This window comes from Nocardiopsis tropica, from assembly GCF_042660575.1.
Classification (GTDB): Bacteria; Actinomycetota; Actinomycetes; order Streptosporangiales; family Streptosporangiaceae; genus Nocardiopsis; species Nocardiopsis tropica.
This window is the reverse complement of record NZ_JBHSUF010000002.1, coordinates 217656-242282: the sequence shown is the minus strand read 5'-3', so window position 1 is coordinate 242282 and position 24627 is coordinate 217656. Positions and strand designations below refer to the sequence as shown.

Annotated in this window: 22 protein-coding genes; 11 read left to right on the top strand and 11 right to left on the bottom strand. The window is 72.1% G+C overall.

Translation table 11 applies throughout. The annotated features are described in order from the left end of the window. Positions 1-48: 48 nt before the first annotated feature. The 5 genes from ACFQBR_RS03655 to ACFQBR_RS03635 form a co-directional block, all read right to left on the bottom strand. A complete protein-coding gene (locus ACFQBR_RS03655; RefSeq protein WP_344176153.1) occupies positions 49-2007 on the bottom strand; it encodes an AMP-binding protein in 1959 nt (652 codons plus the stop codon). 142 nt (positions 2008-2149) lie between these two features. Further along, a complete protein-coding gene (locus tag ACFQBR_RS03650; protein WP_378552054.1) occupies positions 2150-3457 on the bottom strand; it encodes a multidrug effflux MFS transporter in 1308 nt (435 codons plus the stop codon). Between the two features lie 147 nt (positions 3458-3604). Further along, positions 3605-4042: a DUF3037 domain-containing protein gene (locus ACFQBR_RS03645; protein WP_267944494.1), complete on the bottom strand. Its 438-nt coding sequence runs from the start codon at positions 4040-4042 to the stop codon at positions 3605-3607. After that, positions 4039-4806, bottom strand: coding sequence for a HipA family kinase (locus ACFQBR_RS03640; protein WP_267950399.1), 768 nt, complete (start codon positions 4804-4806; stop codon positions 4039-4041). The genes ACFQBR_RS03645 and ACFQBR_RS03640 overlap by 4 nt, the downstream gene beginning before the upstream one ends. A 332-nt stretch (positions 4807-5138) precedes the next feature. After that, complete coding sequence (locus ACFQBR_RS03635; protein ID WP_267944495.1) at positions 5139-5849, bottom strand: hypothetical protein; 711 nt, start codon at positions 5847-5849, stop codon at positions 5139-5141. A gap of 149 nt (positions 5850-5998) precedes the next feature. Here ACFQBR_RS03635 and ACFQBR_RS03630 point away from each other — a divergent pair, with 149 nt between their 5' ends. The 5 genes from ACFQBR_RS03630 to ACFQBR_RS03610 all read left to right on the top strand — a co-directional run bounded on the left by ACFQBR_RS03630 (position 5999) and on the right by ACFQBR_RS03610 (position 10716). After that, positions 5999-7066 carry an AAA family ATPase gene (locus ACFQBR_RS03630; protein ID WP_267944496.1) on the top strand — a complete coding sequence of 356 codons (1068 nt, stop codon included), beginning with the start codon at positions 5999-6001 and terminating at the stop codon, positions 7064-7066. A 4-nt stretch (positions 7067-7070) separates the two neighbouring features. Next, the gene (locus tag ACFQBR_RS03625) at positions 7071-8039 is read left to right on the top strand and encodes a DUF58 domain-containing protein (RefSeq protein WP_344176150.1); all 969 of its coding nucleotides are present in this window, start codon (positions 7071-7073) and stop codon (positions 8037-8039) included. Between the two features lie 77 nt (positions 8040-8116). Continuing rightward, positions 8117-9064, top strand: coding sequence for a VWA domain-containing protein (locus ACFQBR_RS03620; RefSeq protein ID WP_267944498.1), 948 nt, complete (start codon positions 8117-8119; stop codon positions 9062-9064). Positions 9065-9205: 141 nt separating this feature from the next. Further along, positions 9206-9946, top strand: coding sequence for an HAD family hydrolase (locus ACFQBR_RS03615; protein ID WP_267944499.1), 741 nt, complete (start codon positions 9206-9208; stop codon positions 9944-9946). Beyond that, the gene (locus ACFQBR_RS03610) at positions 9943-10716 is read left to right on the top strand and encodes an NUDIX hydrolase (RefSeq protein ID WP_344176147.1); all 774 of its coding nucleotides are present in this window, start codon (positions 9943-9945) and stop codon (positions 10714-10716) included. The genes ACFQBR_RS03615 and ACFQBR_RS03610 overlap by 4 nt, the downstream gene beginning before the upstream one ends. Positions 10717-10753: 37 nt before the next feature. Here ACFQBR_RS03610 and ACFQBR_RS03605 read toward each other — a convergent pair whose 3' ends face one another. Together ACFQBR_RS03605 and ACFQBR_RS03600 are read right to left on the bottom strand one after the other, a co-directional pair. After that, positions 10754-12019, bottom strand: coding sequence for an APC family permease (locus ACFQBR_RS03605; RefSeq protein ID WP_267944501.1), 1266 nt, complete (start codon positions 12017-12019; stop codon positions 10754-10756). 342 nt (positions 12020-12361) lie between these two features. Next, positions 12362-12868, bottom strand: coding sequence for a dsRBD fold-containing protein (locus tag ACFQBR_RS03600; RefSeq protein WP_267944502.1), 507 nt, complete (start codon positions 12866-12868; stop codon positions 12362-12364). A gap of 140 nt (positions 12869-13008) precedes the next feature. On the opposite strand from ACFQBR_RS03600, the gene ACFQBR_RS03595 reads away from it, so the two are divergent. From ACFQBR_RS03595 to ACFQBR_RS03580, 4 genes are all read left to right on the top strand, one after another. Then, on the top strand, positions 13009-13665 hold the full coding sequence (locus ACFQBR_RS03595; protein ID WP_267944503.1) for a class I SAM-dependent methyltransferase: 657 nt from the start codon (positions 13009-13011) through the stop codon (positions 13663-13665). Positions 13666-13787: 122 nt separating this feature from the next. Next, positions 13788-14348 (top strand): TrmH family RNA methyltransferase, encoded by a 561-nt coding sequence (locus tag ACFQBR_RS03590; RefSeq protein ID WP_267944504.1) that lies wholly within the window; start codon positions 13788-13790, stop codon positions 14346-14348. A 235-nt stretch (positions 14349-14583) separates the two neighbouring features. Then, complete coding sequence (locus ACFQBR_RS03585; protein ID WP_267944505.1) at positions 14584-15966, top strand: hemolysin family protein; 1383 nt, start codon at positions 14584-14586, stop codon at positions 15964-15966. Continuing rightward, complete coding sequence (locus ACFQBR_RS03580) at positions 15963-16973, top strand: hemolysin family protein (protein ID WP_267944506.1); 1011 nt, start codon at positions 15963-15965, stop codon at positions 16971-16973. Before ACFQBR_RS03585 ends, ACFQBR_RS03580 begins: the two co-directional genes overlap by 4 nt. 303 nt (positions 16974-17276) lie before the next feature. Here ACFQBR_RS03580 and ACFQBR_RS03575 read toward each other — a convergent pair whose 3' ends face one another. The 3 genes from ACFQBR_RS03575 to amaB form a co-directional block, all read right to left on the bottom strand. Further along, positions 17277-17705: an organic hydroperoxide resistance protein gene (locus ACFQBR_RS03575; RefSeq protein WP_267944507.1), complete on the bottom strand. Its 429-nt coding sequence runs from the start codon at positions 17703-17705 to the stop codon at positions 17277-17279. A 65-nt stretch (positions 17706-17770) separates the two neighbouring features. Beyond that, positions 17771-18262 carry a MarR family winged helix-turn-helix transcriptional regulator gene (locus ACFQBR_RS03570; protein WP_330160480.1) on the bottom strand — a complete coding sequence of 164 codons (492 nt, stop codon included), beginning with the start codon at positions 18260-18262 and terminating at the stop codon, positions 17771-17773. A gap of 150 nt (positions 18263-18412) precedes the next feature. Continuing rightward, positions 18413-19960 carry an L-piperidine-6-carboxylate dehydrogenase gene (amaB, locus tag ACFQBR_RS03565; protein WP_344176140.1) on the bottom strand — a complete coding sequence of 516 codons (1548 nt, stop codon included), beginning with the start codon at positions 19958-19960 and terminating at the stop codon, positions 18413-18415. Between the two features lie 201 nt (positions 19961-20161). On the opposite strand from amaB, the gene ACFQBR_RS03560 reads away from it, so the two are divergent. Beyond that, positions 20162-21256 carry a pyroglutamyl peptidase gene (locus ACFQBR_RS03560; protein ID WP_344176138.1) on the top strand — a complete coding sequence of 365 codons (1095 nt, stop codon included), beginning with the start codon at positions 20162-20164 and terminating at the stop codon, positions 21254-21256. A gap of 143 nt (positions 21257-21399) precedes the next feature. Next, positions 21400-23025: a polysaccharide deacetylase family protein gene (locus tag ACFQBR_RS03555; protein WP_344176136.1), complete on the top strand. Its 1626-nt coding sequence runs from the start codon at positions 21400-21402 to the stop codon at positions 23023-23025. Positions 23026-23173: 148 nt separating this feature from the next. On the opposite strand, the gene ACFQBR_RS03550 is transcribed toward ACFQBR_RS03555, so the two are convergent. After that, positions 23174-24586: an aldehyde dehydrogenase family protein gene (locus ACFQBR_RS03550; RefSeq protein WP_267944512.1), complete on the bottom strand. Its 1413-nt coding sequence runs from the start codon at positions 24584-24586 to the stop codon at positions 23174-23176. Positions 24587-24627 lie beyond the last annotated feature (41 nt).

The following is a 24627-nucleotide window of genomic DNA, read 5'->3' as shown; positions in this document are numbered from 1 at the left end:
CCGCGGCCCCCGGCAACAACACCGAGGGCCGCGGCCACCACCACACCACTACCGATCCCGACGCGCCCGATACAACCCGTCGATCTCCTCCGAAAACGCCCGCAACACCGCCTCACGCCGCAACTCACCCGAAGGCTGCACCAACCCCGACTGCACCGTGAACTCCTCAGCCAACACATGGAACGACCGCACCGCCAAATGCCGCGGCACGCTCCGATTGGCCTCATACACCAACCCCTGCACCTCACGCAGCAGATCACGATCCCCCGCGATCTCCTCAGGCGCCATCGCCAACGGCCGACCGTTCACCAAACGCCAGTACTCCAACTGATCACGCACCAACGTCACCAGAGCACTCGCGAACGGACGCCCCTCCACGATCACCAGCACCTGACTGATCAACGGATGAGCACGCAACCGCGCCTCGAACTCCGCCACCAACTCCGCATCACCGCGCTCCACCGGCTCCTCCACCGCCGGCAACGCAGCAACCGCAGCAACCGGAGAAGCCGCCGGCTCCACAACCCGCCCCACCAAAACCGACTCCGACTCCGACGACACCTCCAACTCCGCCACGGCCCCGGACACGAACCGCCCGGGCACCTCCACCGAAGCCGCCTGCGGACGCAACCGCCCCACCACACTCACAAAACCGTCCCCGTCCACCTCCACCGCGAACCCCGTCGCCAACCACCCCTCACGGAACGCACTCCGCGTCGCCTCCTCATCCCCCCAATAACCCGAGAACACGCCCCCGCCACGCACATGGGCCTCACCCTCCCGCGAGACCCACACCTCCCGACCGCCAACCGCACGCCCGACCGTCCCCGGCACCCGCTCCCCCACACCGGCCGCCGCGAACGCCCCCGCCGTCTCCGCCGTACCGAACACCTGGAACACCGGAATCCCCACACCGCCGAAGAACGAGTCCAACCGGTCCGACAACCCCCCGCCCCAGCACACCGCCAAGTGCACCCGGTTCCCCAACGCCTCACGCAACCTCGCGAACTGCCAGTCGTACATCGACCTCGACAACCGCTGCCAGGCACCCTTCCTCGGCGACCGGTCGAACTGCACCGCCGAATCCACCGCAGAATTGAACGTCCCCAACGAGTCCCACCCCGTCGAACGCGCACTCCCGCGCTCGGACTCGAACACCGACTCCAACAACCCCGCACCACACACCAACACCGTCGGCCGGAACACCTCCGCCCCACGCAAGAACCCACCCGGCCCCGCCAAACCCACACGCACACGCCCCACCATGCACGCCAACAACGAAGCCAACCCCTGAACCTGCGACAACGGCAGATCCAACAACGCACTCGCCCGCCCCGCCGGCAACTCCGACAACCGCGGCCACACCCGATCCACCACACCCGCCGCAGACGCCAACAACGCCCCGTGCGACAACACCACACCACGCATCGAACGCGACACCGTACTCACCGGATACAGCACCACCGCCGCATCCTCCGGCATCGTCTCGTCCCGCCTGAACCGCACCGACGACGCATCCATGTACTGGCCCAACGAGACGATCCCCTCCAGGCCCGCCTCCATCCGCCACACACGACCCAGATCCGGCAACTCACGCTGCAACCCCGTCGCAGCACGCAACAACCGATCCCCCTGGATCACCGCCGCCGCCGGACGCGTCTGCCGCACCACATGCGCCACCCGCTCCACCGAAGCCGACTCCGGCAACGGAACCAGCACACCCCGCACCGACCACACCGCGAACGCCACACGCACCCAGTCCTGATGCGCCGAAGCCGCCACCAGGACACGGTCCCCCGCCCCCACCCCGGCAGCCACCAACCCCTTGGCCACCGCCGTCACCTCGGTCGCGAACTCACCCGCCGTGACCCGCTCCCAACCACCCTCACCCCGGGGCACCGAGAACACCTCCGCATGGGCGTCGGAGTTCGCCACCCCATAGACCAGGTCACTCAGACCCGAAAGGCCCACAGCCCACGCACCAGGGGTGTCACTCGGCTCGCCCATACCAATTCATCCTCTGCCACATCGGAAGACGGGCCCACACAAGACCAGACCCGCCTCAATCGGTGAATTGTGACCTACTGTGCCCACAATCCACACCCCACGGCAACCTGGCACCACGACCCGAACCCCAACACCACCGGGATCACCGAACCTTCGCACGCACCGTCCACACATACGCCGCCAACGACAACGACGCAGCACACACCATCACCACCGCCATGCTCAACAACGACGCCTGCCCCGAAGGCGTCATCCCCGCCAACGCCGCCACACCACCACCCAGCGCGAACTGCAACGACCCCATCAACGCCGAAGCCGTACCCGCCACCGAGACCGGCTGCCCGTCAAGAGCCGTCACCGTCGCATTCGGCATGATGAAACCGACGCTGAACATCATCAACGCCAACAACCCCACAGCCGTCCACAACGACGCCACACCCACCGACGCCAACACCGCGAGCACACCCACCGAAGCCAGAGCCATCCCCAGCCCCAACCCCAGACGCCGCAACGTATCCACACGACCCACCAGGAAACCGTTCGCCTGCGTACCCGCCATCATCCCCAACGAGTTCACCGCGAACAGCCACGCATACGTCTGCGGCGACGCACCGAACTCCTGCTGCGACACGAACGAGAACGCCGACACATACGTGAACAACATCCCGAAACTCAGACCCAGCGTCAGCACCGGACCCACGAAACGCGGCTGACGCACCAACCCCGCCACCGTCGACAACAACTGACGCGGCCCCTGACGACGACGCGCCTCCACCGGAAGACTCTCCGGCAACCACACCAGCACCAACACGAAACTGACCGCCGACATCACCGCCAGCACCCAAAAACTCACCTGCCACGGACCCACCAGCAACAACTGCGCACCCGCCAAAGGCGCCAACAGCGGAGCCAGCATCATCACCAGCGCCAGACGCGAGAAGAACCGCACCGCGTCATCACCGGCGAACAGGTCACGCACCACCGCACGCGAAATCACCGCACCCGCAGCACCCGCCACACCCTGCACGAACCGCAACACGATGAACGACGTCACATCCGGCACGAACACACACAGCACCGACGTGACCGTGAACACGGCCACACCCACCAACAAAGGCCCCCGACGCCCCCACGCGTCACTCATCGGCCCCAGGATCAACTGCCCCACGGCCAGACCCAGCATCATCGAGGTCAGCGTCAGCTGGATCTGCGCCTCACCCGTCCCCAGAGCCCGCGTGATCTCCGGAAAAGCCGGCAGGTACATGTCGGTCGCCAACGGCCCCGTGGCCGTCAGAACACCCAGCACCATCACCAACAGCGCGATCGACCTACGCGACCGCGTCCAAGGCACGGTCCGGGACACAGCAGGACTCTCGGACGACGACAGGTTCTCGGACCTCTCACCCGCCCCCTGCACAGGGGGCGAGGCGGGGGAGTTCGGGGACTGCACAGGCGCTCCAGCTCAAGAAAGAGGAAAAGGGGGCCGCGTGGGAGCGAACCCACAGGCATGGACCACTCCATACCAACACCCCAAAGGGACGAATCGCTCCCCCGCCGACCGACCAATCGCCTGTGATGTCCGTTACCAACCCGTGCGTCACCGCACCAGGCGATCCAACAGCCTCTCCAACTCCGCCTCCGGATCCTCCGCCAACCCCCCGTGAATCGGCCCCGGCTGCACCACCGTGCTCCGCGGAGCGGTCAACCACCGGAACCTCTGCCCCGGCCGCTCACGCCCCGCAGCACCCGCCCCGGCCCCACCCCGGCACATCGCCTCCACCGCCTCCAGCGCACGCCGCACACCGGCCACGTCCACCCCCGGCGACACCGCACGCAGACGCCCCTCGTCCAACGACCACCGGGCCGCCAGGAACCCCCGCTCCTGGCTGTACACGATCACACCGGCGTTCACGCACTCACCGCGCTCCAGACAGGGAACCACCCGCAACAACGCGTACTCGAACACCACCCGGTCACGCTCCACGCCCACACGCCCCGTCGTCACCGCATCGCTGTAACGCCTCACGTCGCTCACCCCGCCACCCCCGGCAGCCACGAACGGTCGGCCACACGCGCCGACAGGTGCTTCACGTACGCCTCCCGCACCTCCTCCGGGGCGCCGAACCCCGGCTCGTCCACCAACCACTCGTCAGGCACCAGCCCCACCACACCCCGCAGCAGATCCTCGTCCACCAGGGGGGCGAACTCCTCGTCCGCCGCGGCCACGTCGGGCGAGAACCCCGACAGGACGTGGTCGGCGGCATCGTAGGCACGACCCACGAAGCGGTCGGCGCCCGACCAGTTGTGATGGAAGATCAGCGTCGCACCGTGGTCGATCAGATAGGGACTCCCGTGCCACAGCAGCATGTTCGGGTTGCGCCACGAGCGGTCCACGTTGCCCGTGAGCGCGTCGAACCACAGGACCCGCCCGGCGAACCCCGGGTCCACCTCGAACGTCAGGGGATCGAACCCGAGCGACCCCGGCAGGAAGTCCATCCCCAGGTTGAGCCCGCCACTGGCCTTGAGCAGCGCCTGCACCTCCTGGTCGGGCTCACCGCGGGCGATCACCGCGTCGAAGTCCACCAGGGCCAGCTCGGGAACCGGAAGCCCCAGGGCCCGGCCCAGCTCCCCGGCGACGACCTCCGCGACCAGGGTCTTGCGCCCCTGGCCGGCGCCGATGAACTTGACCACGTACATCCCCAGGTCGTCGGCCTCGACCAACCCCGGGAGCGAACCACCTTCGCGCAGCGCGAGCACGTATCGCGTCGCTATCACCTTTTTCAGCACGCGGACCAGCATAGGCACCGGCCCGCCGACGCCCGGACGCCGCGGCGCTCAGATCGCCGGTAGGAGGAGCGCGCCTCCGCCCCTCCCCGCCTACCGGGTCCCTCCCCGGCGGGCCCACTGAACGACGCTGAACACGTTCCAGGCCCTTACCTCTCCGACCACGACACGCCCGGCTTCTCCGGCATCGGAAGTTTTGGAAGGGGGCGGCGTAGCCGCACGAATCAGGTTTCTCTGTTCTGTTTTTACAGAAGCAGCAGCCCACCTTTACGACGTAGATTTTTGTGATGGGACGAGAAGGGGCGCGGACCTGTGCCGCGCCCCCGGCAATCTCCCCCGACCCCCGGTCAGAGGTTGTCCTCGGGCTGCTCGCCCCACTCCCCGTCGCCCTCCCCCGGCGTCGGTATCGGCTGGGAGGGTCCGCTCCCCCCGTCCTCACCGGGGGTCGGCTGGGCCTCCTCCCCCTCGCCGCCCTCCTCCTGTTCCGCCTCCGAGGGCTGCGCCGGCCCCGGCATCTCGGGCGGCGGGAACTGGAGCATCCACCAGTACAGGAGCGACACCAGCAGCAGGAGCAGCAGCAGGACCAGGCCCAGGCCGCCGATCAGCCACCAGTTGCCCCTCCCCGACTCCACCGCACTGCCCCCGCGCGAGGCCCACGGCGCCCACCGCACCGCGGCCCCTCCCCGCGAACCCGCCCAGTGCGGCATGACCACCGGCCCGTGCTCGGACACGCGCCCCGACCTGGCCGCCGACTCCAGGAAGTCCTCCGCGCCCCGGCCGGAGCCGTCGTAGGGCACCGCCACCCACAGGGGCGAGCGCCCGTGGGTGCGCGCCGCCACCACGTCCTCGCTCCCCTTGACCGCCTCCACGAAGCGGGAGCGCGCCGAGCCGTCGCCGCCCGCGCCCGAGTCGAGCACGGCCACGCTGACCCGGTCCCCCGCACCGTCCCGTCCCAGGTACACCACGCCCAGGGAGGAGTCGCGCAACCTTCCCAGGAGGCGGTAGCCGCCCAGCTGGCGCGGATCGCCCTCGTTCAGTCCCATCGTGGGAACCGCCATGTCACGCCCCCTTTCCCGTCCCCACCCGGTCCGCTCCGCCGCGTCGTGTACCGGACCGGCGGCCGCGAAGCAGGTAGTGTCGCCACAGGTGAGTGATCCACAACCTATCCGGTGCCCCTCCCGGGGGCTCCCAGCCAGGAAGGCGGGACATGGCAGAAACCTCACCCGGAAACGGCTCAGCGCCCCGGTCGGGCTCCGAGAGCGCGCCGGGCGAGCCGACCAGGCTGCTGCGCGCGGCGCTGCACGAGGTGTCCACGGTCATCGTCGGCCAGGAACGCATGGTGGAGCGCTCCCTCATCGCCCTGGTCGCCAAGGGCCACTGCCTGATCGAGGGTGTTCCCGGCATCGCCAAGACCCTGGCCGTGTCCACCCTGGCCAAGGTCACCGGCGGCTCGTTCACCAGGCTCCAGTTCACTCCGGACCTGGTGCCCTCCGACATCGTCGGAACGCGCATCTACCATCCCTCCACCGAGAAGTTCGACGTGGAGCTGGGGCCGGTGTTCGCCAACTTCGTGCTCGCCGACGAGATCAACCGCGCCCCCGCCAAGGTCCAGTCGGCCCTGCTGGAGGTCATGGCCGAGCGGCAGGTGTCCCTCGGGGGGACGACCTACCCACTCCCCTCCCCCTTCATCGTCATCGCCACACAGAACCCGGTCGAGTCCGAGGGCGTCTACCCGCTGCCCGAGGCCCAGCGGGACCGGTTCCTGATGAAGGTCGACGTCGGGCACCCCCGCGCGCACGAGGAGATGGAGATCCTGCGGCGCATGTCCAGCAGCCCTCCCACGGCACACCAGGTCCTGGACCCGGTCACGCTGGGCGAGCTGCAGTCCGACGCCGAGCGCGTGCACGTCCACCAGCTCATCGCCGACTACGTCGTGCGGCTGGTCATGGCCACCCGGGAGCCGGAGGCCTACCAGATGCCGGACCTGCGCCAGGTGCTGGAGGTGGGCGCCAGCCCGCGCGCCACCCTGGGCCTGGTGGCCTCGGCGCGGGCCCTGGCCCTGCTGCGCGGGCGCGACTACGTGCTCCCCGACGACGTGCGCGTGCTCGCCCACGACGTCATCGCGCACCGGCTGGTGCTCACCTTCGACGCCCTGGCCGACGGGATCACCCCGGCCCAGGTCGTCGACCGCATCCTGTCGACCGTCCTGGCGCCCCGCGTGATCTGGGACGAGCCTCCCAGCGGAGAGACCGCTTCCCTCGCCTCCCCGAGGTGACCCCGTGACCACTCCGGCGATCGGCACCGATCCCCGACTCCGCGCGGCACTGCGCCGCCTCGACCTGAACATCGTCCACCGGCTGGAGGGGCTGCTGCACGGCGAGCACCTCGGCCTGCGGCTCGGCCCGGGCTCGGAGGCCGCCGAGGCGCGCCTCTACCAGCCGGGCGAGGACGACGTGCGGCGCATGGACTGGGCCGTCACCGCGCGCACCGACACCCCGCACGTCCGCGACCTGGTCGCGGACCGGGAGCTGGAGAGCTGGACCCTGCTGGACCTGTCGCCGAGCATGGACTTCGGCACCGGTCTGCGCTCCAAGCGCGACGTCGCCGTCGGCGCGATGGTGGCGGCGAACCTGCTGACCCAGAAGGTCGGCGACCGGTTCGGCGCCCACTTCCTGCACCACGGCAGGATCCGGCGCTGGCCGGCCCGCTCGGGCAAGGAGGCGCTGCTGGCCCTCCTGGCCACGGTGGCCGCGGCCCCGACGGGCGACGAGCGCGCCCCCTCCGCCGATCGGGCGACCCTGGCCGACGCGCTCACGGACCTGGTCCGCACCCGTCGGCGCCGGGGCCTGCGCGTGGTGGTGTCGGACTTCCTGGACACCCCCGCGTTCGGCGGTGAGATCGACTGGGAGCGGCCCCTGCGCCAGCTGGCCTCGCGGCACCAGGTGCTCGTGGTGGAGGTGGTCGACCCGCGCGAACTCGACCTCCCGGAGGTCGGGGACGTGACCATGCGCGACCCCCGGTCGGGCCGGGTGCGCGACGTGCGGCTGACGAAGGCGGTGCGCGAGCGCTACCGGCGGGCCGCGGCCGACCAGAGGACGGCGGTGCGCGACGCCCTGCGCCGGTGCGGGGTGCACCACCTCCTGCTACGAACCGACCGGGACTGGGTACTGGATACGGCACGGTTCGTCATCCACCAACGGCGCACCGCGCACCACCTGGCCCGCCACACCCCGGGGTCTCCCCGGTGAGAGCGGAGCACGATGGAACCGAACGAGGGCGCGGGGCCGGACCCGCGGGACAGTGCCGACGCACGGGGGACTGAGCGATGACCTTCCTGGAGCCCCAGCGGCTGTGGTGGCTGCTCCTGATCGTCCTGGTGGTCGGGGCGTACGTGTTCGCGCAGAACCAGCGGCGCGAGTACACGCTGCGCTTCACGAACCTGGCGCTGCTGGACCAGGTGGCGCCGCACCGCCCCGACATCCGCAGGCACGTCCCGGCGGTGCTGTTCGTGTCCTCCCTGGCGGTCCTGATCGCCTCGATGGCCCTGCCGGCGATGCCGGTGGAGCAGCCGCGCGAGCGGGCGACCATCATGGTGGCCGTGGACGTGTCGCTGTCGATGGCGGCGACCGACATCGAGCCCGACCGGTTGCAGGCGGCCAAGGAGTCGGCGCAGGGGTTCGTGGAGACGCTCCCGGACCGGTTCAACGTGGGGCTGGTGGCGTTCTCCTCGACGGCGACGGTGGTGTCCTCGCCCACGCAGGACCACCAGGCGGTGATCGGGTCGATCGAGAACCTGCAGCTGGGGCCGGGCACGGCCATCGGCGAGGGGGTGTTCGCCTCCCTGGAGGCGATCAGCAGCTTCGACGAGGACTCCGAGGAGGACCCGCCCCCGTCGGCGATCGTGCTGCTGTCGGACGGGGAGAACACCAGCGGGCGCGACATCGTGCAGGCCTCCGCGACGGCGGCCGAGCAGGAGGTGCCGGTCTCCACGATCGCGTTCGGCACGGGGGCGGCGATGATCGAGATCGACGGGTACCAGGTGCCGGCCGACATCGACAAGGACGCGCTGCGCGGGCTGGCGCAGGAGACCGAGGGCCACTTCTACGAGGCGGAGAGCGAGACGGAGCTCAACGAGGTCTACGAGGACATCGGCTCGTCCCTGGGCACCGAGCTCGTCCACGAGGAGATCGTCACACGGTTCGTGCTGGTCGCGATCATCCTGGGGCTGGCCACCGCTCTCACGTCCCTGCTGTGGTTCCAGCGGCTTCCGTGACGTCGGCGGAGTGCGGAAACCGGTCGTAAACCAGGGCTTCGGTGAGGTTGGTCACAACCCTTTAGGTGGGGTTTACACCATTTATGTTATGTCCAGGGGTTAGCGTTGGCATGTTTTGTCAGGCCACCCTGTTGAGGAACGATGCCGAACCTACCCGCACCGCCGACCGCCATCTGCTTCGATCTGGACGACACCCTCATCGACGACACCGGGGCCTCGTCCCAGGGGCTGCGCGCGGTCATGGAGCGGCTCGGACACCCCGACTTCGGCGCGGCCCGCGCCCTGTGGGACGTGCAGACCGAGATCTCCTTCGCCGCCTACCTGCGGGGAAACCTCAGCCTGGAGCAGCAGCGCCGCGAGCGCGTCCGCGCCCTGGCCGTCCAGGCCGGGCACGCCGACATCGCCGACCAGCACTGCGACGACCTCTACCGGCTCTACCTGGAGGCGCACCGCTCCGCCTGGAGGGTCTTCCCCGACACCGTCGCCGCCCTCAACGCCCTGGGATCGGCCGGCTACCGCCTCGCCGTGCTCACGAACGGGGCCGAGTCGCTCCAGCACGCCAAGCTCCAGGCCCTGGAACTGACCCCCTACTTCCACGCCGTCGTGTGCGCCGACACCGCGGGGGCGGGCAAGCCCGACCCGCGCATCTTCCACATGACCGCCCAGCGCCTGGGCGTGGACCCCGCCGCCTGCTGGCACGTGGGCGACCAGATCCAGTCCGACGGCGTCGGCGCGGTCGCCTCGCGGATGCGCCCGGTGCTGATCGACCGGCACGGCCGGCCGCGCGTCGAGGGCGTGACCACCATCGGCGGCCTCGACGAGCTGTTGCGCATGGTGGGCCTGGGCGCGCCCGGCCTGGCGCCGGCCGCGGGGTCCCTGTGACAGCAGTCCCCCCGGAGGCGCCCGGCCGGCGCGTCACCGCGCACCTGCTCACCGGGGGCCCCTCCGTCCTCGGCGCGCGCGTGCTGTTCGGGCAGGACCCGGCCGACGTGGTGCGCGAGCTGGGCGGGCTCTCCCCCCACACGCCCCTGGTCGCGGTGGACGTGCTGACCGAACTGGTACAGGCCCCCGACGGCACCCCCCTGCACGTGGAGCGGGTCGTCTTCGCCGAGGCCGGGACCGCCCCGGCGGACGCCCCGCAGGGCGTGCTGGCGCCCTCGGCCGCCGAGCTGCTGCCCGAGGAGGAGCTCCCCGAGGACACCCGTCCCCGCCTGCGCCGGTTCGCCTCCTACGGGATCGTCACCGACCCCGCCGGGCGCATCCTGCTCAGCCGGATCGCCGAGGGGTTCCCCGGCGGCGGCACCTGGCACCTTCCGGGCGGGGGCGTGGACGCGGGCGAGGACGTGCGCACCGCGCTGCGGCGCGAGGTGGCCGAGGAGACCGGGCAGGACGGCGAGGTCGGGGAACTGGTCACCGCCGCCAGCCACCACCGGGTCCCGCCGACCGGCTACGAGATCTACGCCGTGTGGGCCTTCTTCCGCGTGTACGTCGCGAACCCCGGGCCGGCCCGGGTGATGGAGGAGAACGGCTCCACCTCGGACTGCGGCTGGTTCGAGCCGGGGGAGGTGGCCGGGCTGCACCTGTCCACGACCGCCCGCAGGGGCCTGGCCCACGTGGTCGCGGGCGACGGCCGGTCGGCCCCGCCCCGCTGAGGCGGCGCGTGCCGCCGGGGAGGCCCGCCAGGGCCGGCTAGCGCAGCGCGAGCCGCTCGCGCAGCCACCACAGGCCCGCTCCGGCGGCCAGGACCGCCATCCCGGTGATGACCGCCGGCAGCGGCAGGCTGCACGCCAGGACCACGCACCCCACCAGCCCGGTCAGGGGGACCAGCAGCGGCGGGCGGGTCTCGTCGGGGCCCAGCCTCAGCGCCGACGCGTTGGTGATGGCGTAGTACACCAGGACGCCGAACGCCGAGAAGGCGATCGCGCCGCGCAGGTCGGCCACCAGGACCAGGACGACGACCGCGGCCGCGACGGCGATCTCCGCGCGGTGCGGCACGCCGTGGCGCTCGTGGACCGCGGCCAGGGCGCGGGGCAGGTGCCCGTCGGAGGCCATCGCCGCGGTCGTGCGCGAGACCCCCAGGACGAGGGTGAGCAGCGCGCCCAGGCTGGCCACGGCGGCGCCCGCGGCCACCACCGGGACCATCCACGGGAACCCGGCCACCTGGACGGCGTCGGCCATCGGCGCGGCGCTGGTCGTGAGGCGCTCGCGCCCCAGCACGATCAGCAGGCCGGTGCCCACGACCAGGTACAGCGCCAGCACGCCGCCCAGGGACAGGGCGATGGCGCGGGGGATGGTGGTCCCGGGGTCGCGCACCTCCCCGCCCAGTGTCGCCACCCTCGCGTACCCGGCGAACGCGAAGAAGATCATCCCGGCCGCGCCCAGCACGCCGAAGGAGCCGGGCCAGGGCCCCAGGCCGTCGACCTCGGCCACGGCCGCCAGCCGGCCGCTGAGCAGCATCGTGACGACGACGGCGGCCAGGACGGCCAGGACCGCGCCCAGCATGAGCTTGAGCACCAGGGTCGAACGTCTCAGGCCCCGGTAGTCGAGGGCGGTGACCGCGACCACCGCTGCCACCGCCAGGGGCTTCTCCCAGCCGGGCAGGACGTAGGCGGCGAAGGTCAGCGCCATGGCGGCGCACGAGGCGACCTTGCCGACGACGAAGGACCAGCCCGCCAGGTAGCCCCACAGCTCCCCCAGTCGCTCGCGCCCGTAGACGTAGGCCCCGCCCGACTCGGGGTGGCGGGCGGCGAGCCTGGCCGAGGAGACGGCGTTGCAGTAGGCGACGGCGCCCGCGATCAGGATGGCCACGGGCAGCCACGCCCCCGCGCCCAGGGCCGCGGGGGCGAAGACGGAGAAGACGCCCGCGCCGAGCATCGAGGCCGCACCGATGGCGACGGCGTCGACGGTACCGAGGACCCTGGCGGGTCTGGCCTGGGGCCCGGAAGGGGTGGTCAACGGGGTCTCCTTGCGTGAGTACTCCCGGCTCGCGCCGGACGGCGACGCGCTTCTCCCCGGAGTTCCTCCGGCAAAAGCACAGCGGTACCTCGGAACGTGACGTCGGGCCTTGTGCTGCTCGGGTGAATCCGCCCCTCGTCGTCCGTTCCCTGGCGGACACGACGAAGTCCCAGCCCGTCCGGGGCTGGGACGTCCCCCCGCCGAGGGGGCGGGAGTCGTGCCCGACTTCCGAGTGTGCCCGATGCCGGTGACCACCGGGTGCAAACCTCCTATGGCGGAGGTGGCCGGTTCCGGACCTCCGGGCGACCCGGGCGGGCGAGCGGCGGCCGTGCCTCCCGGGCGTCAGGTGGGACGCCAGGGGGTCCCGGTGTTGTCGTTGATGTCCTCCGCGGCGACCTGGCGGAGTTGGCGTGAGAGGTCGGAGAGCGCCCGCGAGACCGCGAGTTCCTCACCGATCTCCGGGACGTCGAGGTCGGTGGGGTGCTTGCGCGACATGCCGTGTCCGCGCAGAGCCGTACCGTCGTCGGCCACCAGCCCGACCTCGGCCCAGGTGCGCGCGCTCTCGCCCTCGTTCTCCTCCTCGACGACGACGTCGACGTTCCAGCGCTTGGTCGTGTGCATTGCGTCCGTCCCCTCTGCCTCCGCGCCCGTGCCGCCGGGCGGGTGTTCGATGTGGGCGTCCGGCCCCGGGTAGACCAGGGCGTCGTGCCCGCCTTCGGCGTCGGACCAGTGCACCTGGTACGGGGGCGACCCGCCCGCCCCCCGGATCCCGGTGACGACGCCGGTCCTGCGGTGGGCGTCGTCGCGCGGGCTCTCCACCACCAGTCGGTCCCCTACCTCTGCTCGCATGGGATACCCCACAAACCTCGGATACCTCCATCTTCCGCACTGTCCCGGGCACGGTCTCCGGGGTTGGGGATTTCGTTCCCCCGGGCAGGTGAGGTTTTTGCCGGTACGCGGCGCGCCACGGGCCCTGGTAGCGTCACGGCGTGGCCCAGCACTACTTCGACTCCGACCCCGACGCCGCCAGCCGGCCCTCCACCGCGGACCTGGTCCTGCCGGACCTGCACCTGCGCCTGAACACCGACCGGGGCGTCTTCTCCCCCGACAGGGTCGACCTCGGCACACGCGTGCTCCTGGAGACGGTCCCGGCCCCGCCGGCGGGCGGGCGCCTGCTCGACCTGGGGTGCGGCTACGGCCCCGTCGCCCTGACCATGGCCTCACGCGCCCCGGGCGCGACCGTGCTGGGCGTGGACGTCAACTCCCGCGCCGTGGGCCTGGCCCGGCGCAACGCCTCCGACCACGGGCTGGACAACGTCCGGTTCGCGGTCGTCTCCCCCGAGGGGGAGCCGGTGCCGGAGCAGGACCGGGAAGGGGCTCCCGCGCCCCTGGCCGAGGACCTGCTCGGCCCCTTCGACGCGCTGTGGTCCAATCCGCCGATCCGGGTGGGCAAGGGCGTGCTGCACGCGATGCTGCGCACCTGGCTCGGCCGGCTCTCCCCCGAGGGCGTGGCCCACCTCGTGGTCCAGCGCCACCTGGGGTCCGACTCGCTCCAGAAGTGGCTGGACGCCGAGGGCCTGCCCGCCGAACGTGTGGCCTCACGGGCCGGCTTCCGGGTCCTGGCCGTGCGGCGTTCGGCCGACTGAGAGACGTTTTGCCTGGATGTGTCAGGGGTCATGCGTGCGCGCGGGCCCGCTGACCGGTAGCCTGTTGCGAACATCCGCACACCGGGACCGCCCGGGTACACCCGCTGAGGAACACACCGCAGTTGAGCACGCAGTTGCGCCCCACCGACGTCAAACGCCTCAACCGTGAATGGCGCCGGCGCACCGAGGGGCGACTCGCCCTCATCGTCGAATCCGTCACCCAGCCCTTCAACCTGGGATCGATCCTGCGCACCTGCGCGACCTTCGGGGTGGACCAGGTCTGGCTCACGGGCAACAGCGCGGACCCCGACGACCCCAAGGTCGGCAAGACCGCCCTGGGCACCGCCGCCAAGGTGAGCCACACGCGGCTCTCCTCGACCGCCGAGGCCCTGTCCGCGGCGCGGGCCGACGGCTACAAGGTCGTGGCCGTCGAACTGGCCCGGGGCGCGGTGCCGCTGCACGCGGCCCCCCTGGAGCCTGACGTGTGCCTGGCCGTCGGCGCCGAGGACCACGGCTGCTCCCCCGCCCTCCTGGCGGGCGCGGACGCCGTCACCTACATTCCCCAGATCGGGCGGGTGGGATCGCTGAACGTGGCCGTCGCCACCTCGATCGCCCTCGCCGAGGCCCGCCGTCGTGAGTGGGTCTCCTTCGGCGAAGAGGCCGACGCTCCCGTCGGGAGCTGAGCGTCCGGGAACTTTCCCGGCGGCTTTTTCGTCATTCCATCGCAGTACCAACACCAGTCACACACTCAACGCGTGTCAGCGCAGAGAGAGGAACAGTGGACCCGTCCCGAAGTACCAGCAGCATCCCTCACGGATGCTGTGACCCAGACCTCGACGAGCCTCCTTCTCCGAAGGGCGCGCACCCTCGTAGCAACCAGGATCCGACCACGAACCGGAACCAGGCGGTGCGTGCCCGATGATGAGCACAGTCCTCAGTATCGCCTTCGGATTCCTGGTGGTCTTCCTGATCACCGTGGCGACGGGCTACTTCGTCGCCCAGGAGTTCGGCTACATGGCCGTGGACCGCTCGCGCCTGCGGGCGAGGGCCGCGGCCGGTGACGCAGGGGCCAAACGGGCCCTGGACATCACCAACCGCACGTCGTTCATGCTCTCCGGCGCCCAGCTGGGCATCACCGTGACCGCCCTTCTGGTGGGTTACGTGGCAGAGCCCATGATCGGCCAGGGCATCGGTGAACTCCTCGGCGGCGTCGGGGTGCCCACGGGCGCCGGCGTCGCGATCGGCACCGTTCTCGCCCTTGTCTTCTCCACCGTCATCCAGATGGTCTTCGGTGAGCTCTTCCCCAAGAACCTGGCCATCGCCCGGCCCGAGCCCGTGGCACGCTGGCTGGCGCTGTCCACGGGGATCTACCTCAAGATCTTCGGTCCGGTCATCTGGCTCTTCGACCAGGCCGCGATCCTGCTGCTGAAGGCGGTGCGGATCGAGCCGGTGGAGGACGTCCAGCACGCGGCGACCGCCCGCGACCTGGAGAGCATCATCGCCGAGTCCCGCGAGAGCGGGGACCTGCCCGCCGAGCTGTCCACCCTGCTGGACCGGACCCTGGACTTCCACGAGCGCACCGCCGGGCACGCGATGATCCCGCGTCCGGAGGTCACCACCGTGGAGGAGGGCGACCCGGTCAGCCGGGTCGTCGAGCTGATGGCCTCCGACCACTCCCGCTTCCCGGTCCTGGGCGACGGGGTGGACGACATCGTGGGCGTCATCTGCCTGCGGGACGTGCTCGCCCAGGGCGATCGCGACCTGTCCGACGTCAAGGTCAGCGAGGTGGCCCGGGAGACCGTCATGGTTCCCGCGTCCCTGCCGCTGCCCGTGCTGCTGGACCAGCTGCGCGAGGCGGGCGAGGAGTTCGCCTGCGTCGTGGACGAGTACGGCGGCCTGGCCGGGGTCATCACGACCGAGGACCTGGCCGAGGAGCTGGTCGGCGAGATCGCCGACGAGCACACCCCGGAGGAGGAGTCCCCGTCCTACCTGGACGGCGAGGGCTCCTACCTGGTCCCCGGCGCGCTGCACATCGACGAGGTCGAGCGGCTGATCGGGCACGACCTGCCCGAGGGCGACTACGAGACCGTCGGCGGGCTGGTCATCCACGAGCTGCACCGGCTGCCCGAGACGGGCGACCGGGTGGACATCGCCCTGCCCCGTCCGCCCAGCGCCCATGAAGGCGACCCCGACATGGCGCTGACCCTGATCGTCAACACCGTGCAGAGGCACGTTCCGCACACCGTGGAGCTGCGCCTGCGCGAAGCGGCCGAAAACGGCGCCGAGGAGGTGCGCGCATGAGTGACATGAACGTGTGGGTGGCCATGGCGGTGACCGCGGTCATCATCGCGTTGAGCGCGTTCTTCGTGGCCATCGAGTTCGCCCTGGTGGCGGCCCGCCGCTACCGGTTGGAGGAGGCCGCGGAGACCAGCGCCTCGGCGCGGGCGGCGCTCAAGAGCGCCCGCGACCTGTCGCTGCTGCTGGCCGGATCGCAGCTGGGCATCACGCTGTGCGCCCTGGCGCTGGGCGCGATCTCCAAGCCCGCGGTCCACCACCTGCTGGAGCCGCTGTTCGGCGGCCTGCCCAGCACGGTGGGGTACGTGGTCTCGTTCGTGGTGTCGCTGATCATCGTGACCTTCCTGCACCTGGTCGTGGGCGAGATGGCGCCCAAGTCCTGGGCGATCTCCCACCCGGAGAAGTCGGCGATCATGCTGGCGATCCCGATGCGGGCGTTCATGTGGTTCACCCGCCCGGCCCTGCTGATGCTGAACGGCATGGCCAACTGGTGCCTGCACCGGCTGGGTGTGGAGGCCGTGGACGAGATGTCCTCCGGCCACAACCCGGACGACGTGCGGGAGCTGGTGGAGCACTCCGCCAAGGCGGGCGCCCTGGACGCCGAGAGGCGCGCCCAGCTGGCCACCGCCCTGGAGGTGAACTCCCGCCCGCTGAGCGAGATCGTCACCCGGCGCGAGGAGATCGCCTCGGTCGCCCCCGAGGACGGGGTCGAGGTCATCAAGCAGGTGTCGCGCAGCTCCACGCACCTGAGGCTGGTGGTCATGGACCGCGAGGAGCCCGTGGGCGTCCTGCACGTGCGCGAGGCTCTGACGAGCCCCGCCGGGACGACCGCGGCGGACCTGATGCGCCCCGTGCTCACGCTGCCCTCGGGCACGCCGATGTACGCGGCGATGAGCATCATGCGGGAGAGCCGCAGCCACCTGTCGCTGGTGGAGGAGGACGGCGAGGTGATCGGCCTGGTCACCCTCCAGGACATCCTGGACCGCCTGCTGCTGCTGGAGACGGCCGCCTGACGAGGGCGGAACCGGTGCGTCACGGGGGCCGGGAGGGACCGAGGGGTCCCTCCCGGCCCCTTCGCACGCGCGGGTCGCCGGGGGGCTGCGCGTGCGCCCGGCGGCCTGGCGCACGCGTGAGGGGGAGGGCGCTCACGCGCCCTCCCCCTCGTCGTGGATCGTGCCGGATGCGGCGGCCGGGGCCCGCCCTCCGCCGCCCTCCCCTGCCGGGGGCGCGTGCGGGCGTCGAACCCCGGCCGGCGGGTACGGGGACCGCCGGGAGCGGGCCCCCGCCCCGTACCGGCCGCGCCTGCGGTCGGCGCGTCAGGCGGTCTTGACCACCAGGTCGACCTCGATGTTGCCGCGCGTGGCGCGGGAGTAGGGGCACATCTGGTGGGCGGCCTCGACGAGCTCCTCGGCCTTGGCCTGCTCCACGCCGGGGATGGTGACGGTGAGCTGCACGGCGATGTCCAGGCCCTCGTCGGACTTGCCGAGCGTCACCCGGGCCTCGATGAACGAGCCCTCGACGTCGGTCTTGGACTGGCGGGCCACGTTCTTGAGCGCACCGTGGAAGCAGGCGCCGTAGCCGACGGCGAAGAGCTGCTCGGGGTTGGTGCCGAGGCCGTCGTCGCCGCCCACGCCCTTGGGCACGGACAGGTCGACCGCGAGGCGCCCGTCGTCGGTCTTCCCGCTGCCCTTGCGGCCCTCGCCGGTGACGGTGGCGTTGGTGGTGTACATGGCCTTGTATGCCATTGCTTGCCTCTCTCCCGGCTCCGCGCGCGCGGAGCCAACAGTGGTGGGTTTCTTCCGGTGCGTGGTCAGGTTCCGGGCGCGTCGGCCGTGTCGCACGGGGCGCGCCTGCTCGCGGCCGTCTCCACCGAGAAGGTGAGGCGGCCGAGCGCGTCCCGCAGCTCGCGGGCCTGGGCGGCCGTCAGGTCCGTGGCGCAGACCAGCCGGCCGGGGATGTCCGTCGCCCGCTCCCTCAGGGCGAGGCCCCGCGGGGTGGCGGTGACGCGGACGACGCGCTCGTCGGTGGTGCTGCGCTCCCGGGTCAGGAGCCCGGAGGCCTCCAGCCTGCGCAGCAGGGGGGAGAGCGTGCCCGAGTCCAGGTGCAGGGCGCGGCTGAGCTCCTTGACCGTGAGCGTTCCGCGTTCCCACAGGACGATCATCACCAGGTACTGGGGGTAGGTGAGTCCCAGGTCCCCCAGCAGTTCCCGGTACAGCCCGGTCAGGGCCCGGGAGGCGGTGTAGAGGGAGAAGCACAGCTGGTTGTCCAGCGCGAGGGGGTCGCCCTCGTCGGGATGCGCCACGGTGTTCCCTCCTGCCTCGCGGGCCCCCGCGCCTGCGGGCTTGCCGGTGGCACCACCGTAGCAGAATTCAGTTGCACACAACATGGTTGACCACAACTTTTTGTGCGGCGCGCTGTCCGCGCCCCGCGGCGGGGCGCGGACAGCGGGGTGTCACAGGAAGCGGACCCCCTGGGCCAGGGGCAGCTCTCCGCCGTAGTTCACGGTGTTCGTCGCCCGGCGCATGTACGCCTTCCAGGAGTCCGAGCCCGACTCGCGGCCGCCACCGGTGTCCTTCTCACCGCCGAAGGCGCCGCCGATCTCCGCGCCGGAGGTGCCGATGTTGACGTTGACGATCCCGCAGTCGGACCCCGCCGCCGACAGGAACCGCTCGGCCTCGGCCTGGTCCTGGGTGAAGATCGCCGACGACAGCCCCTGGGGCACGCCGTTGTGCAGCTCGACCGCCTCCTCCAGCGTGCTGTAGGCCAGCACGTACAGGACGGGTGCGAAGGTCTCCTCCCGCACCACCTCGGTCTGCGCCGGCATGCGCACCACCGCGGGCTCCACGTAGTAGGCGTCCGCGGCGGCCTCCTCCCACCTGCGGGCGCCGCCCACCAGCACCTCGCCCCCGTCGGCCTGCGCGCGCTCCAGCGCGGCCCGCATCGCGGTGTGGGAGCGCTCGCCGATCAGGGGACCCACCAGGGTCGACTCCTCGAAGGGGTCCCCGATGCGGTCGCGCAGCTGCTTGTAGGCGTCCACGACCCGCCGGGCGACCTCGTCGGCCACGTCCTCGTGCACGATGAGCCGCCGCAGGCTCGTGCACCGCTGCCCCGCCGTCCCCGCCGCGGCGAACACGCTCCCGCGCACCACCAGGTCCAGGTCGGCGGACGGGGCGACCACGGCCGCGTTGTTGCCGCCCAGCTCCAGCAGGTAGCGGCCCATCCGCGCGGCCACACGCGGCGCGACGGCGCGGCCCATCGCCGTCGACCCGGTCGCCGACAGCAGCGCCACCCGCCCGTCCTCCACCAGGGCCTCACCGACCTCGCGGTCCCCCAGCACCAGCCGGTGGACGTCGGCGGGCGCGCCCACGTCCTCCGCCGCCCTCATCAGGAGCCCGTGGCAGGCGAGCGCGGTGAGCGGGGTCAGCTCCGAGGGCTTCCACACCACCGTGTCGCCGCACACCAGCGCCACACAGGTGTTCCACGACCACACGGCCACCGGGAAGTTGAACGCCGTGATCACACCGACCACGCCCAGGGGGTGCCAGGTCTCCATCAGGCGGTGGCCGGGCCGCTCGGAGGGCATGGTGCGGCCGTACAGCTGCCGGGACAGGCCCACCGCGAGGTCGCAGATGTCGATCATCTCCTGGACCTCGCCCAGGGCCTCGGAGTGGATCTTGCCCGCCTCCACGGTCACCAGCGCGGCCAGGTCCGCCTTGTGCTCGCGCAGGAGCTCGCCCAGCCGGTGCACGAGCCGGCCCCGCACGGGCGCCGGGGTGTCCCGCCACTGGGACGTGAAGGCCTCGTGGGCGGCGGTGACGGCCCGCTCGGCGGAGGCGGCGGTGTCGAACTCGACGGGGAAGAGGATCTGTCCGGTGATCGGCGTCCTCGCCACCCCGGCGGCCCCGACCGGCTCGCGCAGCCGCTCGACGCCGCACCGTCCCAGGGCGTCCCTCGCGCGCCCGGCGAGTCGCTCGGTGTCGGGGAGGGCGGAAGTGTCCATGTGTTTCTCTCTCCGTTGAGAGGGCCTGCGGTCACCACACACCCTGCCAAGTCCGAGCCGCCCGGTCCAGCCCCCGGGACCTGTTCCGGGACGCGCCGCACACCCCTGCCACAGCGGGGTTCGGGCGACGTTAGACTCGGCTGGCTCCACCCCCCGGATCCCCGCACACGCCAGCCCCGCCTTCCGACAGACAGCGACCCCGTGCACCACGACACCACGCCCGAAGAGGACCGCGCCGGGCTCCCCGAGCCCCGCCGCATCCTGGCCCGTTCCGGTTTCGGCGCAGCCGAACCCCTGTTCAGCGCCGACCTGCGCGCCGCCACCGACCTCGCCCAGGCCCGAGAGGCGGTCTCCGCACACGCCTCCCGCCTGTGGACCGAGGCCACACGCACCGACGTCGACGGCCCCGACGACCGCCCCCCGTACTGGGCACGGCTGGTGCTCGCCGCCCGCCTGCGCACCTGGAGACCGGGGTTCGCGCTCTCCGAGGCCGAGCGCGCCGACCTGCTGCACCTGCTGGAGACCGGCTCGCGCGGGATCACCGACCTCGACTTCCCTCCGGGCGAGCGGTGGATCCGGATCGTCGTGACCGGTTTCGACCCCTTCCGCCTGGACGAGGACCCGGGGTGCTCCAACCCGTCGGGGGCCGCGGCCCTGGACCTCAACGGATGGACCTTCCCCGTGGGCGGGCGCACCGCCGTGGTGCGCACCGCCGTGTTCCCCGTGCGGTGGGCGGACTTCGACGCCGGCCTGGTGGAGGAGGCCCTGGCCGACCAGCACGGGCGCGCCGACGCCGTGGTCACCCTCAGCCGGGGGCGCCCCGGGCGGTTCGACATCGAGGAGTGGAACGGGATCTGGCGCGGAGGGGGGCCGGACAACGTCCGCGAGGTCCGCACCGGCCGCGCCCCGGTGCCCGGCCCCGACGCGCCGGAGTGGACGCGCTCGTCGCTCCCCGGCGCCAGGATCGCGGAGGCCACCGCGGGGCGCCCCTACCCGGTGGTGGTCAACACCGCGGTCACCGAGGTCCCCGCCGGGGCCGACGAGCAGAGGGAGCGGCCCGACGGCCCCAGCGAGGGCTCCGCCGCGCGCCGCGGGGGCGGCGGGAACTACCTCTCCAACGAGATCGCCTACCGCAACACCCTGCTCCGGGACCGCTCCGGGTGGGAGGTCCCGGCCGGGCACGTCCACCTGCCCAAGGTCGCGGATCCGGGCGAGAACGCCGCGGTCCTGGCCCAGGTGCGCGAGATCGTGCGCACCGTGGCCGAGGCCGCGGGGGCCGCTCCCCCGACGGCCTGAGGGGTCGGCCGACGGGGCCGCGGAGGCGTTCACGGTCCCGTTCGGCCTGGTGAGTGCATCGAATTGGCCAATTCGGCACCCAGAGTGCTCCAGGAGACGCGCGGTGGTCCTCCCCCGGCCGGGCGCTTCGATATGGTCCCCCCGTGGCTGTCACCTCACTGCGACGAAATCTCTCTGTCAGCGCTGCCCTGGGCCTGCTCCTGGTCCCGGGCTGCCATGCCGCGGACCAGGCGCTCCCGTACGCCGAGGCGGTCCGCACCCCGGTCGACGAGATGCCCGGCCTGGAGTCGGAGACCCTGTCGGTGACCACCGACCACAGTGTGGTGAGTTACCGGTATCCGCTGTTGAGCGGCGCGCCCGCGCTCATGACCGAACTCCGCACCTCCATGGCCGAGCGGCAGACGGCCTTCCTGGAGGAGCTTCCCGGGGGCGGCACCCCGGAACTGCACCAGGACGTGGCCCTGCTGGCCGCCTCCTCCGAGGTCGTCGGGGTGCGGCTCACCGCGGCCGCCTCCGCGGGGACCAACGACACCTTCGACGCGCGCAGCCTGTGGTACGACGTCGCCGGGGAGAGGGTCCTGCCCTGGACCTCGCTCTTTCGCGACGAGGCCGCCATCGAGCAGGCGCACCTGGAGGTGGCCGGGATCCTGGAGGACAGCTACCACCTCCCGGTCCAGGAGATGCCGGGCCTGGTCGGCGAGGTCGCCGCCCGGGCCGCGCAGAACGGGGAGGAGGGCGAGGAGGGCGCCGACACCGCCGCCGCCGATGGCGGCGCCCCGTCCCCCGGGGACCCCCGGGACGGGGGGCCGGACGGGAGCGGCGAGCCCCTGGACCTGACCGACCCGGAGCAGGCCGCGGAGGCCGCCGAGCGCTGGGCGGGCTCCCCTCTGGAGGACCTGGCGTTCAGCACCGCGGGCGGCCTGGCCGTCCGCATGGAGGCGGCCGACGTGCCGGGCGCGGGCCGTGTCGACGAGGTGCTGCTGCCGGTGGAGCCCGGGGACGCCGAGGAGCTGCTGTCCGAGCTGGGCTACCACGCCCGCGAGGCCGCGCTGGGCCGGAACACCGCCGACGAGGACTTCCCCCTGGGCGGGGGGCTGAGCGCCCGGGCCGGCGCCCTGGACTGCGAGCGCCTCAAGTGCGTGGCCCTGACCTTCGACGACGGGCCCGGCGAGCACACCGACGAACTCCTGGACATCCTCGCCGAGTACGACGCCCGCGCCACCTTCTACGTGCTGGGGTCCCTGGTGGGCGAGTTCCCCGAGCCCCTGGAGCGCATGGCGGCGGAGGGGCACGAGCTCGGCAACCACACCTGGAAGCACGACGACCTCGCGGGCATGTCGGGCGAGGCGGTGCGGCGGGACATCGAACGCACCAACCAGGCCGTGAAGGAGGTGATCGGCTCCGACCCGCCGACCATCCGCCCGCCCTACGGGTCGCTCAACGGCACGGTGCGCGAGGCCGTCGACCAGCCGCTCATCCTGTGGGACGTGGACACCCTGGACTGGCAGAGCCGCGACACCGGCGCGATCAGCGAGCACGCGCTGGAGCACTCCGTGCCCGGCAGCGTCGTCCTCTTCCACGACATCCACGAGACGTCGGTGCGGGCCATCCCGGACGTGCTCTCCGGGCTGCACCGGGAGGGCTACCACTTCGTGACGGTCACCGACATCTTCGGCGCGGACGCGCTCACCGCGGGCAAGGTGTACACCGACGCCCAGCCCGCCGGACAGGACGGCGGGGACGGGGACGGAGAGGGCGGCGGGGACTGATCCCGGGGATCGCATCCGCGGCCCGGTCCGGGCTCCCACGGGGGCCCCGGTCCGGGCCGCGGGCGCGTGGCAGGTCCCCGGCGGCGGGCCCGCGGGCCGCGCTCCCGCCGCCGGGGAGTTCCGCGCGGCCCCGCCGGCCCGGCCCCGGTCACAGGAGCTTGCGGAGCAGCTTCTCCTTGACGCCCGTGATGGGCGCGTAGGCGACCTTCATCGTGTCCATGAAGAGCGACTTGTCGAGCACCGACTTGGTGTGCGAGAACGTGTCGATCGAGGCCGTCGAGTGGTAGGCGCCCATGCCACTGTCCCCCACGCCTCCGAAGGGCAGGCCGGGGACGGCCAGGTGGGCGATGGGCAGGCCGAACGCCAGGCCGCCCGAGGAGGTCTCGGTCGTCAGGCGCCGCTTGGTCAGGTCCGAGGCCGTGAACCCGTACAGCGCCAGCGGCTTGTCCCGCTCGTTGACGAAGGCGATCGCGGCGTCCAGGTCCGGCACCCGGACGACGGGCAGGATCGGCCCGAAGATCTCCTCTCCCATCACGGGCGAGTCGGGGTCGACGTCGCCCAGCACCGTGGGGGAGATGTAGAGCCGCTTGCGGTCGCGCTCGCCCCCGGCCGTCACCGTCCCGCTCTCCAGCAGGGCGGACAGCCGGTCGAAGTGGCGCTCGTTGACGATGCGCCCGTAGTCGGCGCTTCGGGAGGGGTCCTCGCCGAACATCTCCGTGATGGCGGCCGCCAGCTCCCGCTGGAGGGGTTCGGCGGTGTCCCCGATCGCGAGCACGTAGTCGGGGGCCACACAGGTCTGGCCCGCGTTGGTGAACTTGCCCCAGGCCAGGCGCCGTGCGGTGACCGCCAGGTCCGCGCCGGGCTCGACCACGGCCGGGCTCTTCCCGCCCAGTTCCAGGGTGACGGGGGTCAGGTGCTTGACGGCCGCGGCCAGGACGATGCGGGCCACCGCGCCGTTGCCCGTGTAGAAGATGTGCTCGAAGCGCTCCTCCAGCAGGGCGGTGCTCTCGGGGATGCCGCCCTCCACCACCGCGATCGCCTCGCCGTCCAGGTACCGGGGCACCAGCTCCCCCAGGGCTGCCGAGGTGGCCGGGGCGAGCTCGCTGGGCTTGACCAGGGCCGCGTTGCCCGCCGCGATCGCGCCCACCAGGGGCGCCAGCGACAGGTTGACCGGGTAGTTCCAGGGCGCCACGATCAGCACGGTGCCGAGCGGCTCGCGGACCTTGCGCGCCCTGGCCGGGGCCAGGGCCACCGGCACCGGCACCCGCTGCGGGCGCAGCCACGACGCCAGGTGCTTGAGCGTGTGGTCGATCTCGTTGACCACGAAGCCGATCTCGGTGGTGTGGGCCTCCACCGGGCTCTTGCCCAGGTCGGTGTACAGGGCCTTCTCCAGGGCCGGCCGCTCCTCGGTGAGGAGGCGCCGCAGCGCGCGCAGCTGGGCGCGCCGCCACGCGATCGGCTTGGTGCGTCCCGACGCGAACGCCGAGCGCAGCCCTGCCACGATCGGCGGGATGTCGGTGGTCAGGGTCAGCGGTTCGGCGGGGGTGTCGGTTGTCGTCATGAACCGATGGTAAACGAAAGTGTTTCGTTTCCAACAGGGCG